This is a genomic window from Pseudomonas viridiflava, assembly GCF_001642795.1.
In the GTDB taxonomy this organism is placed as follows: Bacteria; Pseudomonadota; Gammaproteobacteria; order Pseudomonadales; family Pseudomonadaceae; genus Aquipseudomonas; species Aquipseudomonas viridiflava.
In genome coordinates, this window is record NZ_LKEH01000032.1 from 49,529 (window position 1) to 66,492 (window position 16,964).

The 16,964-nt window shown below is 60.4% G+C and carries 16 protein-coding genes; 5 read left to right on the top strand and 11 right to left on the bottom strand.

The annotated features are described in order from the left end of the window. Positions 1-140: 140 nt before the first annotated feature. The 10 genes from AO065_RS19055 to AO065_RS26750 all read right to left on the bottom strand — a co-directional run bounded on the left by AO065_RS19055 (position 141) and on the right by AO065_RS26750 (position 11,183). Positions 141-905, bottom strand: a complete 765-nt coding sequence (locus AO065_RS19055) for an ABC transporter ATP-binding protein (RefSeq protein WP_004888164.1) — start codon at positions 903-905, stop codon at positions 141-143. A gap of 9 nt (positions 906-914) precedes the next feature. Then, a complete protein-coding gene (locus AO065_RS19060) occupies positions 915-2,033 on the bottom strand; it encodes a succinylglutamate desuccinylase/aspartoacylase family protein (RefSeq protein WP_004888166.1) in 1,119 nt (372 codons plus the stop codon). Between the two features lie 14 nt (positions 2,034-2,047). After that, positions 2,048-2,758, bottom strand: a complete 711-nt coding sequence (locus AO065_RS19065; RefSeq protein WP_004888168.1) for an ABC transporter permease — start codon at positions 2,756-2,758, stop codon at positions 2,048-2,050. Beyond that, positions 2,755-3,483 carry an ABC transporter permease gene (locus tag AO065_RS19070; protein ID WP_004888169.1) on the bottom strand — a complete coding sequence of 243 codons (729 nt, stop codon included), beginning with the start codon at positions 3,481-3,483 and terminating at the stop codon, positions 2,755-2,757. The genes AO065_RS19065 and AO065_RS19070 overlap by 4 nt, the downstream gene beginning before the upstream one ends. Positions 3,484-3,567: 84 nt before the next feature. Next, a complete protein-coding gene (locus tag AO065_RS19075) occupies positions 3,568-4,350 on the bottom strand; it encodes a transporter substrate-binding domain-containing protein (RefSeq protein WP_004888172.1) in 783 nt (260 codons plus the stop codon). Between the two features lie 334 nt (positions 4,351-4,684). Next, positions 4,685-6,388 carry an ATP-dependent DNA ligase gene (locus AO065_RS19080; RefSeq protein WP_004888174.1) on the bottom strand — a complete coding sequence of 568 codons (1,704 nt, stop codon included), beginning with the start codon at positions 6,386-6,388 and terminating at the stop codon, positions 4,685-4,687. Beyond that, positions 6,385-7,428 (bottom strand): ligase-associated DNA damage response exonuclease, encoded by a 1,044-nt coding sequence (locus AO065_RS19085; protein WP_004888176.1) that lies wholly within the window; start codon positions 7,426-7,428, stop codon positions 6,385-6,387. Before AO065_RS19085 ends, AO065_RS19080 begins: the two co-directional genes overlap by 4 nt. A 173-nt stretch (positions 7,429-7,601) precedes the next feature. After that, a complete protein-coding gene (locus AO065_RS19090) occupies positions 7,602-10,076 on the bottom strand; it encodes a penicillin acylase family protein (protein ID WP_004888178.1) in 2,475 nt (824 codons plus the stop codon). A 141-nt stretch (positions 10,077-10,217) separates the two neighbouring features. Then, a complete protein-coding gene (locus AO065_RS19095; RefSeq protein WP_004888179.1) occupies positions 10,218-10,862 on the bottom strand; it encodes a glutathione binding-like protein in 645 nt (214 codons plus the stop codon). A 108-nt stretch (positions 10,863-10,970) separates the two neighbouring features. Then, the gene (locus AO065_RS26750) at positions 10,971-11,183 is read right to left on the bottom strand and encodes an SEC-C metal-binding domain-containing protein (protein ID WP_032652543.1); all 213 of its coding nucleotides are present in this window, start codon (positions 11,181-11,183) and stop codon (positions 10,971-10,973) included. Positions 11,184-11,344: 161 nt separating this feature from the next. Here AO065_RS26750 and AO065_RS19105 point away from each other — a divergent pair, with 161 nt between their 5' ends. The 3 genes from AO065_RS19105 to AO065_RS19115 all read left to right on the top strand — a co-directional run bounded on the left by AO065_RS19105 (position 11,345) and on the right by AO065_RS19115 (position 12,954). Beyond that, positions 11,345-12,001 carry a LexA family protein gene (locus tag AO065_RS19105; RefSeq protein ID WP_004888181.1) on the top strand — a complete coding sequence of 219 codons (657 nt, stop codon included), beginning with the start codon at positions 11,345-11,347 and terminating at the stop codon, positions 11,999-12,001. A gap of 128 nt (positions 12,002-12,129) precedes the next feature. Next, positions 12,130-12,381, top strand: coding sequence for a DUF1654 domain-containing protein (locus tag AO065_RS19110; RefSeq protein ID WP_004888183.1), 252 nt, complete (start codon positions 12,130-12,132; stop codon positions 12,379-12,381). Positions 12,382-12,624: 243 nt separating this feature from the next. Further along, a complete protein-coding gene (locus AO065_RS19115; protein ID WP_004888184.1) occupies positions 12,625-12,954 on the top strand; it encodes a hypothetical protein in 330 nt (109 codons plus the stop codon). A 9-nt stretch (positions 12,955-12,963) separates the two neighbouring features. Here the strand turns inward: AO065_RS19115 and AO065_RS19120 are convergent, their stop codons facing one another. Further along, positions 12,964-13,455, bottom strand: a complete 492-nt coding sequence (locus AO065_RS19120) for an LEA/WHy family protein (protein WP_004888187.1) — start codon at positions 13,453-13,455, stop codon at positions 12,964-12,966. A gap of 113 nt (positions 13,456-13,568) precedes the next feature. Here AO065_RS19120 and AO065_RS19125 point away from each other — a divergent pair, with 113 nt between their 5' ends. Then, on the top strand, positions 13,569-14,171 hold the full coding sequence (locus tag AO065_RS19125) for a hypothetical protein (protein ID WP_004888188.1): 603 nt from the start codon (positions 13,569-13,571) through the stop codon (positions 14,169-14,171). 136 nt (positions 14,172-14,307) lie between these two features. Next, positions 14,308-16,746 carry a TonB-dependent receptor gene (locus AO065_RS19130; protein WP_004888190.1) on the top strand — a complete coding sequence of 813 codons (2,439 nt, stop codon included), beginning with the start codon at positions 14,308-14,310 and terminating at the stop codon, positions 16,744-16,746. Positions 16,747-16,964 lie beyond the last annotated feature (218 nt).

The window sequence follows — 16,964 nt, forward strand, 5'->3', positions numbered from 1 at the left end:
GGTGCCATGTGTGACGCGGAGCGTCACGAGAGGCATGCCCACGCGGAGCGATGGGCACGATCAGTGTTGAGGCGGACTTGTGTATAACGACGAGCGCCGAGTGGGAACGATCATCGCATCGCAGCGCGCCACCTGCGCAGTTACTTCAGGTTTCCGCTCAGGAACTGCTGCAGCCGTTCGCTCTTGGGGTTGTTCAAGACTTCGTCCGGGTGACCAGACTCTTCGATCTGGCCCTGATGCAGAAACACCACTTGGCTGGCGACCTTGCGGGCGAAGCCCATTTCGTGGGTCACAAGAATCATGGTGCGTCCTTCATCGGCCAGACCCTGAATCACCTTCAGCACTTCACCGACCAGCTCCGGGTCGAGCGCCGAGGTCGGCTCATCGAACAGCATGATCTCCGGTTCCATCGCCAGCGCACGGGCAATCGCCACGCGCTGTTGCTGGCCGCCGGACAGGAACGCCGGATACTGATCGGCCACGCGCTCAGGCAGGCCGACCTTCTCCAGGTATTTGCGTGCGCGGGCTTCGGCTTCTGCCTTGGGCACGCCCAATACCCGGCGTGGCGCCATGGTGATGTTTTCCAGCACGGTCATGTGCGCCCACAGGTTGAAGTGCTGAAACACCATCGCCAGTCGGGTGCGGATCCGTTGCAGTTCGTCCGGGTCGGCAACGCGCATGCCGTCCTTGTCGCTGACCATGCGCACCTGCTGGCCGTCCAGACTCATGGCGCCGTCGTTGGGTTGTTCCAGAAAGTTGATGCAACGCAGGAACGTGCTCTTGCCCGAACCGCTTGCGCCGATCAGGCAGATCACATCACCGCTGCTGGCCTTGAGCGATACGCCTTTGAGCACCTCGTTGTCGCCATAGCGCTTGTGCAGGCCATCGATGGTCAGTTTGTACATGAGAGGTCCTCAAGGAGAAAGTAGGTAGCCGCTGCGGTAGGCCTGCGTGCCCGCGATATGGGCGATGACCATGCCAGCGGTGGCCATTCGGCGCAACGAGCGCGCATACAGCAGACCGGCGTTGAGCGCGTGAATGCTGGTCACGGCGTCGCTGATCGGGTCGATGATTTCGGCGATCAGTTGCCCTGAATCGACGTGTTCGCCCGGCATCGCACAGAACACCAGCAAGCCGCCGACCGGTGTCGCGACCGGCTCGACGGCAGCCAGAGGCGTGGCGGGGTACAGCAGTTCGGGCGGCATCTGCCGTTCGCCGTCGATCAGGCCGAAGTCGATCAGGTAATTGATGATCGCCTGGCAATCGCGGCTCGCCAGTGAATGATTGACGTCGCCTTGCCCGCGCAACTCAAGGGTCACCGAGAAGCTGCCCATCGGGATCGGAAAGCGTTCACCGAAGCGCTGCTGCAATTGCCACCAGACCAGCGTGAAGCATTCGTCGAACGACTGACCGCCAGAGTCGGTGGCCAGCAGACTGGCCTGCGCGCCGAGATAACGCGACAGCGGCTCGACCTTCGGCCAGGCCTCGGGCGTGGTGTACAGGTGCTCGACCGACTCGAAGTCACAATGCAGGTCCAGCACCATATCGGCATCGCAGGCCAGCCGCTGAAGCGTCAGGCGCAACGAGTGCAACTGGGTCGTGGCAGTCTGAGCGTTGAGGGCTGCACGCAGGCTGTCGCGCGCCAGCGTACGGTTCTGAGTTGCGTCCTGGGTCAGCCGCGCTTCGATCTCGTCACCCACATGCTGCCCGAGGTCGACGAACCCGCGATTGAAATTCTGTCCGCTCTCCAGTTCATAGCGGCCCAGTGGCGTGTCCATCAACACCTGTTCCAGGCCGATGGGGTTGGCCACCGGCACCACGACGATTTCGCCCAGCAGGCGACCGGCGTTTTCCAGTTCGGCCAGACGCTGCTTCAGGTACCAGGCGACCAGCATGCCGGGCAGTTCGTCAGCGTGCAGTGAAGCCTGAATGTAGACCTTGCCCGCGCCGTTCTGCGGCCCGTAATGAAAACTGTGAACGCAGCGCCCGGTGCCGGGCACCGGAGACAGCAAGTCATGGGTGTGATGCTGCATCGGTTCTGTCCTGATTAATGAGCGGGGCCGAGAAAGGCCAGCCAGCGACGTTCGGCAAGACGGAACAACCCGACCAGAATGAAGGTGACGGTCAGGTACATGACGGCAGCGATTCCGAAGGACTGGAAAGTCATGAAGGTCGCCGAGTTGGCATCCCGCGCGACTTTCAGAATGTCCGGCACCGTGGCAGTGAAGGCCACGGTGGTCGAGTGCAGCATCAGAATCACTTCGTTGCTGTAATAAGGCAGCGAGCGGCGCAGCACCGACGGCATGATCACGTAGGCGTGCAGCTTCCAGCCGCTCAAACCATATGCCTTGGCCGCTTCGACCTCGCCGTGGGCCATGCTGCGGATCGCACCGGCAAAAATCTCGGTGGTGTACGCGCAGGTGTTCAGCGTGAACGCCAGGATGGTGCAGTTCATCGCGTCGCGAAAGAACGCATCCAGCAACGGCTGTTCACGCACTGCTGCAATGCTGTAAATGCCGGTGTAGCAGATCAGCAACTGTATGTAGAGCGGGGTGCCGCGAAACAGGTAGGTGTAGAACTGCACCGGCCAGCGGACCCAGCGGTTCTTCGACACGCGGGCGATGGACAGCGGAATCGACAGGCAGAAACCGATGGCAATGGAGGCGCTGAGCAGCCACATGGTCATGGCCAGGCCGGTCACGTTCACGCCGTCTGTATAAAGGAAGGGTTTCCAGTATTCCTGAAGTAACTCGATCATCGCTGCGCCTCCCGGCTGCCTGCGGCGTAATGCCGTTCAGCCCAGCGCAAGGCGAAGTTCGATGCACTGGTGATCGCCAGGTAGATCAGCGCCGCCAGCACCAGAAAGTAGAACAGTTGATAGGTGCTCTTGCCTGCGTCCTGCGAGGCCTTGACCAGATCGGCGAGGCCGATGATCGACACCAGCGCGGTCGCCTTGAGCAGCACTTGCCAGTTGTTGCCGATACCCGGCAGGGCATAACGCATCATTTGCGGAAACACCACATAGCGAAACCGCTGGCCGCGTTTGAGGCCGTAGGCGGTGGCCGCTTCGATCTGACCCCGTGGCACGGACAGAATCGCGCCCCGGAAGGTCTCGGTGAAATACGCGCCATAAATGAAACCCAGCGTGATAACGCCCGCACTGAATGGGTTGATCTCGATGTATTCCCATTCCATGGCATCGGTCAGGCTGGTCAGCCAGGTTTGCAGGCTGTAGAAAATCAGCAGCATCAACACCAGATCCGGGACGCCGCGAATCAAGGTGGTGTAGACCTGTGCCGGCACGCGCAGCAGCGCTGAGCTCGACAGTTTGGCGCTGGCCCCGATCAGCCCGAGCACGATGCTCAGAAACAGGGACAGTACCGAAAGTTTGATGGTCATCCATGTGCCTTGCAGCAACAGAGGGCCGAAGCCCTTCAGGCTGAAAGCCGAAAGTCCGAGGGTGTGCATCAGTGAGTCGAGCATGGATAAAGCCTTGAGCGGTCACGAACAGAAACGCCCATCGAAGCGGGCGGCGAATCATCGCCGAAATCGATGGGCGTCGGGGTGTTATTTACCGCTGTACAGATTCAGGTCGCCGAAGTGCTTCTTCTGGATTTCGGCGTAGGTGCCGTCATCGTGCAGGGCTTTGATGCCTTTATCGAGCAGTGCTTTCAGCTCTTTGTTGCCTTTGGCGATGCCGACGGCGGTCTTGGCGGGCAGCAGTTCGCTGTCGATTGGCTTGCTGACTTCATAGTCGGCGCCGGCTGGCGACTTCAGGAAGCCCAGTTCGGCTTGCAGCATGTCCTGGATGGAGGCGTCCAGACGGCCGGAGGTCAGGTCAGCGTAAACCTGATCCTGGTTGGCGTAGGCCTGGGTTTTCACGCCAGCCTTGTCGAGTACGGCCTTGGCGTAGGCTTCCTGGATGGTGCCTTGCTCGTAGCCTACGGTCTTGCCTTTCAGACTGGCTGGATCAGCCGTCAGGCCTGCACCTTTCTTGAACACCAGCGAGGTCGGGCCGGAGAACAGTTCGTTGGAGAAGTCGATGACTTTCTCGCGAGCAGGGGTCACGGTCATGGACGAGATCACGCCGTCGAACTTGCGAGCCTTGAGGCCAGGGATCATGCCGTCGAAATCGCTTTCGACCCACTTGCACGTCACTTTCAGCTCTTTGCAGATGGCGTTGCCCAGGTCGATATCGAAGCCCACCAGGCTGCCGTCGGCGGCTTTGGATTCGAACGGTGCGTAAGAAGGATCGACGCCAAAGCGCAGTTCCTTGTACTCCTTGGCCATCGTGTTACCAGCGGCCAGGCACAAAGCCAGTGCGGAAAGGGTCAGCCATGCTTTTTTCATTATTCAGTCCTTAAAACCTGATGGGGGTGTTGGGAACACGCGAGGCTTGTTGCTACCGGCGTAGGCCAGATGTCTAAAAGTAGCAATTTCCGAACCAGAGAGACGAACGTGCGTTTGAAGTGTAAGCGGTTGTCGCTATTTCATATAAATGCATGGCGTTCTGCCTGCTCATCGCGGCTGAGGTCTGCGGGCAGGTCGGTTTTATAGGAAGCGAGTCGCTGAATGCCGGACGGGTGAAGCAGATTCGTAACGAACCGGCCGCACGAGCGGCGACAGAGTGGGTAGGAATGATCATATTTGGTGCGCTGCATTTCGAGCGCACCCTTGAGGTGCGTCAGCTCAACAGGTCCTGCAATGTGGCCAGACTGTCTGCCTCAGCAACCGGTTTGTCTTGCCGCCAGCGCAGCATGCGCGGGAAACGCACGGCAATCCCGCTCTTGTGCCGCTTGGACAGGGCGATGCCCTCAAAGCCCAATTCGAACACCAGCGTCGGGGTCACGCTGCTGACCGGGCCGAATTTCTCGAACGTGGTCTTGCGCACGATGGCGTCGACCTTGCGCATTTCTTCATCGGTCAGCCCGGAATAGGCTTTGGCGAACGGCACAAGGGTGCGTTCGCTTGATTCGGGCGGACCGTCCCAGACCGCGAAGGTATAGTCACTGTACAGACTGGCACGTCGTCCGTGGCCGCGTTGTGCATAAATCAGCACCGCATCCACGCTGAACGGATCGACCTTCCATTTCCACCACACGCCCATGTCCTTGGTGCGCCCGACGCCATACAGCGAATCACGCGCCTTGAGCATCATGCCCTCGACACCCAGGCTGCGGGAGGCTTCGCGCTGGTCAGCCAGGTCCAGCCAGTCCTTGCCGGTCAGTACCGGGGAGGGCAGGAGCACATCGCTGCGAGCCTCGCCGATCAGGATTTCCAGTTGGGACCGGCGCTCATGTTGCGGACGGCTGCGCCAGTCGTGGCCTTCCCATTCGAGGAGGTCGTAAGCCAGGATCACGACCGGCACATCGGCGAGAATCTTTTTGCCCAGTGTCTTGCGGCCAATGCGCTGTTGCAGCAAGGCGAACGGTTGAACCGAGGGGCTGGCCTGAGGCGCTTCGCTGTCCAGCGCAAATTCCGCTTCGCTGTCAGGTGCGGCTTGCGGGGCTTTCCAGACCACGATTTCGCCGTCGATCACGGTGCCATCTGGCAGGCACTGAACCAGGCTGTGCAGCTCGGGGAAGCGATCCGTGACCAATTCTTCGCCACGCGACCAGATCCACAGTCGTCCGTCGCGTTTGACGAGCTGCGCCCGAATGCCATCCCACTTCCATTCCACCTGCCAGTGCTCGGCCGGGCCCAACAGTTCTTCGAACTGGTCGGCAGGCTGCTGAAGCGAGTGGGCGAGAAAGAACGGGTAGGGCTGACCGCCACGCTGTGCGTGCTCATCTTCCGATTCGGCCGCGATCAGTTTCAGATAACCCTCGGCGCTCGGCCGGTGCGACAGGTCGGTATAGCCCACCAGGCGCTGCGCGACCCGTTTGCTGTCGATGTCTGCCAGCGCGGCGAGGGCGCGAGTCACCAGCAGTTTCGAGACGCCCACCCGGAAGCTGCCGGTGATCAGCTTGATGCAGACCATCAGACTGCTGCGATCCAGTTGCGACCAGAACGCGGGCAGGCGCTCGGCCAGTTCTTCAGGCGGCAGGCCGCGCAGGGGCAAGAGCTTTTCTTCCATCCAGAGCGCCAGGCCTTCATCGTTGCTGTGCTCGGCCTGTGGCAGCAGCAGTGACAGCGTTTCCGCCAGATCACCTACGGCCTGATAGCTTTCCTCGAACAGCCATTCCGGCAGATTGCCCAGCGTCATGGCCTGTTCGCGCAGGATGCGGGTCGGCACCAGCTGCCGGGGGCGTCCGCCGGACAGGAAGTAAACGGCCCAGGCGGCGTCCTGTGGTTCAGCCTGTTCGAAATACTCGCGCATGGCCGCGAGCTTGGCGTTGCTCGAAGTGGTGGCGTCCAGCCGGGTGTAAAGCTCGGCAAAGGCTTTCATGACAGTGCCTCGCCTGTGCTTTCCGGCTCTGCTTGCGCAGGGGTGTTTGAGTCGTCCTCATCGCCGTATTCGGTGGTGAAGCCTTGCGCGTCCAGCCCCAGTTCGCGCAGGTAACGCACCAGTACGCCGACCGAACCGTGGGTGACCATCACCCGTTCCGCGCCGGTCTGTTCGATGGCCCACAAAAGGCCGGGCCAGTCGGCGTGATCGGACAGCACGAAGCCACGATCCACACCGCGGCGACGTCGTGTACCGCGCAGCATCATCCAGCCGCTGGCGAACGCGTCGCTGTACTCGCCGAAACGCTTCATCCAGCTGCTGCCGCCTGCCGACGGTGGCGCCAGAATCAGTGCCTGGCGCAGCGCCGGGTCGGTCTTTTTGAAATCGCCTGCGTATTGGGTCTCCGGGATTCGAATACCGCCCTCGCGGTACACCCGGTTCAATGGCTCGACCGCGCCGTGCACCAGGATTGGGCCGATGCTGGAATCGATGCCGTGCAGGATGCGTTGCGCCTTGCCGAAGGAGTAGGCGAACAGCACGCTCGCCTTGCCCTGCTCGGCATTGGCGCGCCACCAGTCGTTGATCCCTTCGAAAATCTGCGACTGCGGCGCCCACCGATAGATCGGCAGGCCAAAGGTCGATTCGGTGATGAAGGTGTGGCAACGCACCGGTTCGAAGGCTGCGCACGTGCCGTCGGGTTCGACTTTGTAGTCGCCCGAGGCAACCCAGACTTCGCCCTCGTACTCCAGCCGCACCTGCGCCGAGCCCAGCACATGACCGGCCGGATGCAGGCTGAGCTTCACGCCGTGATGGGTGATCTGCTCGCCGTATTCGAGGGTTTGCAGATTGATGTCCTGGCCCAGACGCGAACGCAAAATCCCCTCGCCACTGGCGGCCGACAGGTAACATTCGTTACCGGTACGGGCATGGTCGCCGTGCGCATGCGTGATGACCGCCCGTTCGACCGGGCGCCAGGGATCGATATAGAAATCACCGGGTGGACAATACAAACCTTCGGGGCGCGCTACGACAAGATCCATGGGACAACCGTATGGATGGGCTTGTTAGCTATGAGCCGGGGCAGGGCGGGAAGTTCGTGGAGTTTTGGGGCGCGCTGATACACAACTCCGCCTCGACACTGATCGTGCCCGCTCCGCGTGGGCATGCCTCCCGGGACGCTCCGCGTCCCGGCGTACGATCAGTGTCGAGGGCGTTACTTGCCGGGCGTCAGTGTCAGGCGCTGCTTGCCGTAACCCTTTTCATAGTTCGACTGCTGCAGCGGTATCGACATGTACTGCGCCTTGAGCCAGGGCTCGATGCTGTTGGCGTAGTACGGGCTGGCCGGGTTGCCGGACTGGCCGGTGCTGATCAGGCCTGTCATAGGTTCTACCAAGCTGAAGTCCACGATCATGCGCAGGCCCGGTGTCATGCGCACATCGAAGCCTTTGCCCCATTCATAGCCGGATGCGTTAATGGTCGTGTGGTCGCCGCCTGCCGGAACAGCGCTGCGGTTGTACTCGACACCGCCCATCTGCTTGACCAGCGGATTGCTCGCGGTCCAGTTGTCGCGATGCAGTTTGCCCCACTGCCAGGCCTTGTGATCGCTGCCCAACAGGCTGTCGCCGCTGGTGACGGCTGCGGCCAGGCTGCGCGCCAGAATCGCTGGCTTGTCTTCCTTCTGTGGGGTTTTGACGTCGTCCCAATAAGGGCTGTCGTCACGGCCCAGCAGGTGATCGGCCTGCGGCGAGTAAGATGAGCCCGCGTTGGCGACCAGTGCCTGCCACGCCGGGCTGGTTTCAGGACCCAGTTCATCCAGGAAAATCTGTCTGGCGCTTTCCTGCAGGAACAGCTCGTACAGCGCAGCATCAGCCGAGGTGGCGCTCAGCTTGCCGTCGAACGCCATCAAGCGCGTATACGCCTCGCGTGCCTTGTTGCGATCGGCCTCGGGCAGTGCGTCGATGGCCTGTTTCAACGGTTTGCTCATGCCCGGCGCTTCGAACATCGTCTTGAGCTTGGCGGCGAACGTCGTGGTCTGGTCGTACTGCATGGCGACGGTGCTGCGCAGGTCCTGTTTGCCGCCGTTGGCGAGTTCGGCGATCCGCTCGGCGCGCTCCGGGTTGCCCCACGAATTGGAAAGCTGCATGCCGTAGCCTTTCGGAATCGTGCGCTGGTTGGCTGTGGCGATCCAGCCCTGACGAGGATCCTGGTCGTAAGGATGCAGCATCGAATCGGCGAAACCGTCCCAGTCGTACTTGCCTTCCCAGCCCGGCGAAGGCAGCAGTCCCTGGCCTTCACGACGGTTCGGGAAACGGCCGGTGACCTGCCAGCCGATGTTGGAGGCGTCGGCAAACACCATGTTCAGGGTGATCGCCCGAATCTCGCGGCTGGTGTCGAACGCTTTCTCCACGTTGGGCGCGCGAGACAGATCGAAGAAGGCATCCAGCGTCTTGTCGTCCTTGAAGCTCGGCGTTTGCAGCGCCAGGCTCAGGCCATTGCCGGGCGGTGTGGCGCTGGCGTTGAGCAATGCGCCGTGACGGGTCGCGTAGACCGTTTCGCGAACGGCGCGGTTGCCTTTGACCAGAAAAGTCTCATCGTGGGCGATGGCGGGCACCCATTTGCCATCGGCCATGTAGGACACACGATTGCCTTCACGCTTGATCTTTTCCAGGAACAGGTCCTGATTGTCGCCCTTGACGTTGCTCATGCTCCACGCCAGCTTGCCGTTGAAACCGCTGAGCACCAGCGGCAGGCCTGCGATGGAGGCGCCGGACACCTGATATTTCGGCGCACGAATCTGCACGAAGCTCCAGGCTGAGTTCAGACCACCCGGAAACTGCATGTCGCTGGCCAACAGGCTTTTGCCACTGCGGCTGCGCTGCGGCGCGATGGCCCAGTTGCTCGAGGCGGCGACGCCCAGCATGTTCAGGTCGGAGAGTTGCAGGGCAACCTTGTTCAGGTCGCTCAGGTCATTGACCTGATTGTTGAGGTTCAGGCCCTTGAGCTTGTCAGCCTCGGCGAACGGCAGCTCTTCATCGGGATAGGTGGGCAGCAGCCAGGCCAGTTTGTCAGCCCCGACTTTCTGGGCGAGCACCAGCCCGGACAGCTCTTCGTGCAGGTTCACCGACTGGCTGAAGTTGAGCAGGGCGAAAATCAGCGCCGAGTCTTCGGGTTTCCAGTACTCAGGCTTGTAGCCCGAGTTGGCGACGTCGGCCGGCAGCTTGTCGCGATAGCGAAACAGGTAGGCGTTCACGCCGCGTGCATAAACGTCGAAGAAACGCTTGAGGCGTGGCGACGACGCATTATAAAGATCGCTCGCGTTCTGCTTCAGGTTGACCGACCGCATCAGGCGGTCCACTTCCAGCGCGTCAGGCCCCGCCATTTCCGACAGACGGCCCTGCGCCAACAGGCGCATGCCGAGCATCTGGCTGATGCGGTCTCCAGCATGCACATAGCCCAGCGTAAACAGCGCGTCGTGGTAAGTGCTGCTTTCAATCAGTGGCATGCCCATGCTGTTGCGCCGCACCGACACATTCTGCGCCAGGCCTTTGAGCGCGAACGTCCCGGAGGCAGGGAGCAGAGTGTCGTTATCTCCGCCGCCCAACTGGCAACCCGCCAGGCTCAGGAAACTCACCGCAGCGGCGGCAGCGCCAAATCGAGGCAGAAAATGTAGAAAGGCTGGCGAGGCCATGGGCAAGCTCCTGGAGGGGATATGTACAAAAGCCGCTACGTTAGTGAGCCGTCAGCCGGCACGCAAGCAGGCAGGGCGAGTTATTTCAGGATTTTACAAAGAACCGCGTACCAGCCTCGCCGGTGGCACGCTCGCAGGACATCAGGCCTTGGAAGGATTGATCCGTTCGGCCAGCGCGTAAGCCCGTTTTGTCGCATCACGATTGGCGATACTTTCGAACCAGCGCTTGAGGTGCGGGAAGTCGTTCAGGTCCTGCTGTTGGTAGGTGTGCGGCACAACCCACGGGTAGATCGCCATGTCCGCGATGCTGTACTCGCTGCCCGCCACGAAGTCACGATCAGCCAGACGCTTGTCCAGCACGCCATAGAGGCGGGCGGTTTCGTTGACGTAGCGCTCGATGGCGTAGGGGATCTTCTCTTTGGCGAAGCGGTTGAAGTGATGATTCTGTCCAGCCATCGGCCCCAGTCCGCCCATCTGCCAGAACAGCCATTGCGAGACTTCCTGACGACCACGCAGATCGCTCGGAATGAAGCGTCCGGTCTTTTCGGCCAGGTACAAGAGAATGGCGCCTGACTCGAACAGGCTCAGCGACGCGCCGCCGTCAGCCGGGTCGTGATCGACAATGGCCGGGATGCGATTGTTGGGGGAGATTTTCAGGAAGTCGGGCTCGAACTGCTCGTTCTTGCCAATGTTCACCGGAAACACTTTATAAGCCAGGCCGGACTCTTCCAGAAACAGGCTGATTTTGTGACCGTTGGGCGTGGTCCAGTAATGCAGGTCGATCATTGAGCGCTCCTTGTGGGTGATCATAGTCCTTCGTTTTACGCTTCCCTCGGCGCCCCGTACATATGAAAACGGCCTGCAAGGCAGGCCGTTGGCAGAAAAACCGGCGTGTTACGCGCCGTGGCATTTCTTGAATTTCTTGTCGCTGCCGCATGGGCAAGGATCGTTGCGACCTACGTCTTTCAACGTGTTACGCACTGGCTCCTGATGGGCATGACCGCAGTTCGGGCCATGGACGTGGCCGTGCTGGTGGTCGTGATGATCATGATCATGATCATGATCGTGGTTGCAATCAGGACCATGAACATGGGCTTGCTGGTTCATCGGGTTTACTCCGCAATTAAATCGACGCGCATTATCCCGCAAATGGTCGCTGGCTGTATCGCCGTGTTTTTTTCTGGAAATAGTTGCGTTTTTTAAGCATGCTTACATTCGCGGCGTCAAACGTTCGCTTTTATTTCCTCAAGCGGTGTGAGGCAGAGCTTATGAACAGACACGAACGTATCGCCCGAGCCATCGCCCTGAGCGGCAAGAAGAAGGGTGAAATTGCCGCCGCGTGTGGCGTGGCCAATTCGGCCGTCACGCAATGGGTGAGTGGCGAGAGCAAGAGCCTGCGCCCTGAAAATCTCTACGCGCTGGCCAGGGCCACAGGCTTTCGCGCCGAATGGCTGGCGATTGGTGAAGGGCCGGAACGCGATTCGCCTCATGACGCCAACGTCGCGTTGATTGATCAGCCGAAGATGTCCTTCCGCTATCCGGTGATCAGCTGGGTCTCGGCGGGCTCGTGGGAAGAGGCCGTCGAGCCGTACCCGGAAGGTTTTTCCGACCGTTATGAGATTTCCGACTACGACTCCAAGGGACCGGCGTTCTGGCTGGAGGTCAAAGGCGATTCCATGACTGCGCCAACCGGTGTCAGCGTGCCTGAGGGGATGATGATCCTCGTGGACACCGAAGCCGATGTGCAGCCAGGCAAGCTGGTCATTGCCAAGTTGCCGGCGAGTAATGAGGCCACGTTCAAGAAACTGGTCGAAGACGGCGGCGTTCGCTATCTCAAACCGCTCAACCCTGCCTATCGAATGATCGAGTGCGGTGCCGACTGTCGCATAATCGGCGTGGCGGTGCGGATGACCGGCAGGCTCTGAGCCTTGTCCGGCAAGGCTGACGAGTGTTTTCTAGCCAACGCCGCGTCGATACTTTTCCTACTTGCACCTTGCCGACTTCCTACGGCTGGAATACTGTATATAAATACAGTTATGCCAAGGAGGTTGTCATGGCTAGCGATCTGTATTCAGCAACAAACGCGTCCTTTTCCTACGAGCAGATCGGAAGACGCATTCAGCGCATGGTGGCGTCGCCCGATGTGCAGAAGGTCCAGTTCATCACCGTTACCCGTCTTGATGGCGAGCCTTCCGAGATCTGGGACACCGTGCTCCAGGAAATCGAAGAAACCGACGGCATTCAAGTCGATCGCCGGGAAGACGGCTCGGTGTGGATTGGCTGGAAACGCTATATCGACGGCTGAAGGTGGCCTGATGCGCCCATCTGAACGGCGCTGAGCTCAATCGGTCCCAGGCTGTGCCTATCATTTGCGCCCTGAGCACTCTGCGTCTGCCGCAGCGTTCTCGGGAAATTACCAGACAGGTCCCGCTTAAAACGCTTTATGTTCAGCAAGCTTGACGATTTATTTAAGTATGCTTAAATTTAGTCTCAATCCTGAAACTCGGCAGTGCGTGAATTTCATCATCTTTTGTACGGAGTCAGGCTCATGGAGCTCTTGAATGGCTTGGTAGACAGATTCGAATGGCTGGTGGCTGGCCTTGTCGGCGCCATCATTTCCGGCTGGTGGCACAAGGCAAGTCTCATCGACGTGCGCGGCTGGCTGGTGTTTTTGATCACAGGTGTTGCCTGCGCAGTGTTCCTGACCGGCATCGCCAGCAATTACCTGGGTGTGGATGAGCCTCGCAACATCACCGGTGTGGGCTTTCTGCTGGGTTCGTTCGGGGGCTCGCTGATCGCGGCCATCAATCGCGCACTTTGGGCGGCAGACATCTGGAAGTTTCTGATGGAACTGGTCAAGGGACGGCTGGGAGGCTAGCCAGAGGTATCAGCGCCTGTGGATCAACTCTTCAGGCGCGACATCACCCGAGCGGCCTATTCGAACGGTGTTTCGGAACAGAAAGCCAGTCTTTAGCTTGCCTTCAAGCCTGTAGTGAATGCTTTCGTCCGGCTTCTTCAACAACTGGGCAAGGTACTTCGCGTGCCGCCAGAGGTTGGTACGGATAGGCACCACAAAGGTCCTGCGGCTGTGGGCATCGACGAAAAACCAGTCGTTGGACCTGTCGTCGACCAGCACCACGTCATTGAGACTGATCTTGTATTGCAGCGCCCGGACCAGAACACGCGAGTCGTTGGGGTTATCAATCTCGAAGTGCAGCTTGAAATCCTGTTGCGTCAGCCTGGCCTTGACGACCTGAACCTTCAGCAAATGCACTTCCGGGTCCTGAAAGCTGTCAAAACTCCAGACCGAGCATCCTGTGAGCCCAAGCATGAGCAGCGCAAGGCTTAGCGTTCTTGTAATGTGCGCCTGAGAAAACATGAGGTTGCTCCGTAAGTGGCCCGAGTTTAGCAACTTGACGGGCAGGGGTAACCTGCTTGTTCCGATGTTCGGGGCTGCGCCATACTTTGCTCACGTTCCAACGGGTGTACCGAATGAGTGGTTATGAGATCGTCTTCGACGGCCGTTTGGTCGAAGGTGCCCAGCTTGAGAGGGTCAAAGCCAACCTGGGAAAGCTGTTCCAGGCGGATGAGTCGCGTCTGGAGTTATTGTTTTCGGGGCGACGATTGGTGCTCAAGAACAACCTGGATGAGCAAACCGCCGAGAAGTACCGCGCAACGCTGGAGCGCGCGGGGGCTGTCGCCAGGGTTGTCATGATGAAACCCGCTGTGCCGCAACCGGAGCAAGCTGCGCAGCCGTTGGTAACGGTGCCGGCTGCCGAGGCGCAAGAGATGGAGGAGGTCGAACTGGCACGTCCGCCTGACGAGCCTACCTGGCTGCGCAAGACGCCAGTGCGCCCCGGTCGTCTGCAGATCAAGCCGCGAGACGCCTACATGGCCGCGTTCTCCGATGTCGATGCGCCGGACTATTCCGTGGCCGAGGCGGGCAGCGACATGCAGGACCCGAAACCTGCGCCGGTCGTCCCGCAACTGGACCTGTCCCGGCTCAGCGTTGCGCCAGTGGGCAGCGACATGGGACAGGTCCCACGCGCCAATACCCGGCCCGTGCCAGACACCTCGCACTTGAAACTGGACTGACGCAGCAGCCGCGCGACTTCAGTCTTCGGCCATCGGGTCGATGCCCTGAAACGGAATTGTTTTCAATCAGCCCTGTCACTTTCGGCGTTTCGCCCGGCTAACAGGCATTGAGAATATTCCAGCCAGGAGTTGCCCGATGTCCCGTTCGTTAGACACCCTTTTGCGCCCCAGCATGTTGGCGATGGCCATTGCCCTCTGTGCACCGTTGGCCAGCCCCTTGCTGATGGCGGCGCAACAGGCTGCCGGCGTTCAAGCCTACGACCTGCCGTCCGCGCCTCTGGCGACCACCTTGAACCAGATCGCCAGCCAGAGCGGTCTGGCGCTGAGCCTCGATCCTGCGCTGGCTGCCGGAAAATCCAGCGCTCCGGTCAAGGGCCAGTTCGATGCAACCGGTGCCTTGCGTGAAGCGTTGCGCGGCAGCGGCCTGCAATTGGTGCAGAGCGCTGCCGGAACCTACACCCTGATGGCAATGGAAGAGGGCACGCTGAACCTGTCGGATGTGACCATCAACGCGCGCGCTTCGGCTGCCTCAGGTTCTGAGGCCGCCGGTTATCGCAGCGAGAACGTCAGCAGCGTCGGTGCGCTGGGTGGCATGAAGCTTCAGGATGCGCCGTATTCCATCAGTGTGACGCCGCAGGCCCTGCTGAAGAACATTCAGGCGACGTCGCTGGACGACGTCATCAAGCACAACCCGTTCACCCAGATGTATTCCCCGACCAGCGCCGGTTACGCCAGCGCGGTCAATATCCGTGGCTTCAGTAGCGCGGGCAGCCTGAACATTGCCAACGACGGTCTGCGCTTTACCAACGGCGCGGACGGCAGCAACTATCTGGAAGAAATGGAGCAACTGGAAGTCATCACCGGCCTGACCGGCTTCCTTTATGGTCCGGCGTCGCCCGGCGGTCTGGTCAATTATGTGATCAAGCGCCCGACCTACCAGCGTTACAACAGCGTGACCTTGGGCAATGCCGGTGGCGACAATTACTACCTGCACGGCGACTTCGGTGGTCCGATCGACAGCGAAGGCCAGTTCGCCTATCGCCTCAACGTGCTGACTCAGGATGGCGAGACCGCCGTCGACCTGAACAAGCGTCGCCGGGAAATGATCTCGCTGGCACTGGACTGGAACGTCTCCGACGATCTGCTGGTGCAGTTTGACGCGTCGCACAAGAAGACCCAGATTCGCGGCCTGACCAGCTACTGGTTTTTCGGCGACCAGTCGCTTCGTCCGAGCGCTGCGTCGCTGGACAACGACACGTTGTACAGCCAGAAGTGGTCGTTTTCGGACTATGAGTCGGACAAGGCGGGCGTTCGGGCCAAATGGCGTCTGAATGACACTTTCACGCTTCGCGCTGCTTTCGCTGCGCAGCAGTACACCAGCGAAAACACCTACACCGGCCCTACGGTCTACAGCGCCGGGCTTTATTCGCAGCCGCTCTACGCCTTCGCGCCTATCGACACCGAAGAGAAGACCGGCTCGCTGTTTCTCGACGCGGCGTTCGATACCGGCTTCCTTGAACACAAAGTCACGATGGGCTATCAGGGCAACACATCCCGTCAGAAACAGTATGAAGACCACATCCCGTACACGCCCGCCCAGCCTGGCCCGCAGTACACCTCGCCAGTGGGCACCATCCCGCTCGACCAGACGCCGCAGGTCGGAAAACCGGCTTATTCCATCGGTCATGGCAATCAGCGGCTGGCCAACAGCACCGAGAGCAATAACTTCCTGATCGGTGACGTCATCACCTTCAACGAGCAGTGGTCGACGATCCTCGGCGTGACCCACACTCAGATCAAGACCTATGCCAACGAGTTCGTCTACGCCCGAGCCTTTGGCTCGGCGGAAACCGAAACGACGTACAACGAGAGCAAAACCTCGCCCAACATCTCGCTGGTCTACAAGCCAGTGCCCTGGCTGACCACCTACGCGACGTACATCGAAGGGCTGCAGTCGGGCGGCATCGCGCCGAGCGGCACGGCCAACGCGGGTCAGGCGTTTGCGCCGGAAGTCAGTGAACAGTACGAAATCGGCGCCAAGGCGACACTGGGCGAAACCCTGCTGACTCTCGCGCTGTTCAACATCGAAAAGCCCAACGGCTACACCACCGCCTCGAACATCTACGTGGTGGACGGGCGACAGGAAAACAACGGCCTGGAGTTCAGCGTGACCGGCAAGGTCATTCCGGAACTGACGCTTGTGGGCGGTTTCACGCTGCTGGACCCGAAAATCAAGAAAACCGGCGTCGCGGCGGATGAAGGCAACGCACCGACCAACGTCGCCAAGCAACTGGCCAAGGTCTACGCCGAGTACGACATCAATCAGGTGCCGGGCCTGGCCGTGACCGGTGGCGCGTTCTACACCGGCAAGCAGTACACCGACCAAAGCAACGAAAACGACCTGCCGTCGTTCACCACCTTCGACGCCGGTGCCCGCTACCGCATGCGCGTTTCGGAAAACGACCTGACCTTGCGGGTCAACGTCAGCAACCTGGCCAACAAGGAATACTGGCTCAACAGCAGCTACCTGGGCGATCCACGGACCGTGGCGTTCTCGGCGCAGCTGGAGTTTTGAGGGGGCAGTGTCCCGCGAGATCTGCGTAAGGGACGCGGAGCGTCCCGGGATGCATGCCGACGCGGAGCATCGGCACGATCAGTGTGCTTGAGATCCCCGATCGTTCCCAGGCTCCAGCGCTCATCGTTATACACAAGTCATCTGGTTATCCAGTGAGACAGCGGCACTGCCGTGCTTTTTTGCGCGATAGTGCGGACACCGCCGATTGCGACGTGGGT

Excerpts from the sequence above, each read along its gene's own strand:
- AO065_RS19055 (WP_004888164.1), bottom strand. The coding sequence starts at position 905 with ATGTACAAACTGACCATCGATGGCCTGCACAAGCGCTATGGCGACAAC.
- AO065_RS19060 (WP_004888166.1), bottom strand. The coding sequence starts at position 2,033 with ATGCAGCATCACACCCATGACTTGCTGTCTCCGGTGCCCGGCACCGGG.
- AO065_RS19065 (WP_004888168.1), bottom strand. The coding sequence starts at position 2,758 with ATGATCGAGTTACTTCAGGAATACTGGAAACCCTTCCTTTATACAGAC.
- AO065_RS19070 (WP_004888169.1), bottom strand. The coding sequence starts at position 3,483 with ATGCTCGACTCACTGATGCACACCCTCGGACTTTCGGCTTTCAGCCTG.
- AO065_RS19075 (WP_004888172.1), bottom strand. The coding sequence starts at position 4,350 with ATGAAAAAAGCATGGCTGACCCTTTCCGCACTGGCTTTGTGCCTGGCC.
- AO065_RS19080 (WP_004888174.1), bottom strand. The coding sequence starts at position 6,388 with ATGAAAGCCTTTGCCGAGCTTTACACCCGGCTGGACGCCACCACTTCG.
- AO065_RS19085 (WP_004888176.1), bottom strand. The coding sequence starts at position 7,428 with ATGGATCTTGTCGTAGCGCGCCCCGAAGGTTTGTATTGTCCACCCGGT.
- AO065_RS19090 (WP_004888178.1), bottom strand. The coding sequence starts at position 10,076 with ATGGCCTCGCCAGCCTTTCTACATTTTCTGCCTCGATTTGGCGCTGCC.
- AO065_RS19095 (WP_004888179.1), bottom strand. The coding sequence starts at position 10,862 with ATGATCGACCTGCATTACTGGACCACGCCCAACGGTCACAAAATCAGC.
- AO065_RS26750 (WP_032652543.1), bottom strand. The coding sequence starts at position 11,183 with ATGAACCAGCAAGCCCATGTTCATGGTCCTGATTGCAACCACGATCAT.
- AO065_RS19105 (WP_004888181.1), top strand. The coding sequence starts at position 11,345 with ATGAACAGACACGAACGTATCGCCCGAGCCATCGCCCTGAGCGGCAAG.
- AO065_RS19110 (WP_004888183.1), top strand. The coding sequence starts at position 12,130 with ATGGCTAGCGATCTGTATTCAGCAACAAACGCGTCCTTTTCCTACGAG.
- AO065_RS19115 (WP_004888184.1), top strand. The coding sequence starts at position 12,625 with ATGGAGCTCTTGAATGGCTTGGTAGACAGATTCGAATGGCTGGTGGCT.
- AO065_RS19120 (WP_004888187.1), bottom strand. The coding sequence starts at position 13,455 with ATGTTTTCTCAGGCGCACATTACAAGAACGCTAAGCCTTGCGCTGCTC.
- AO065_RS19125 (WP_004888188.1), top strand. The coding sequence starts at position 13,569 with ATGAGTGGTTATGAGATCGTCTTCGACGGCCGTTTGGTCGAAGGTGCC.
- AO065_RS19130 (WP_004888190.1), top strand. The coding sequence starts at position 14,308 with ATGTCCCGTTCGTTAGACACCCTTTTGCGCCCCAGCATGTTGGCGATG.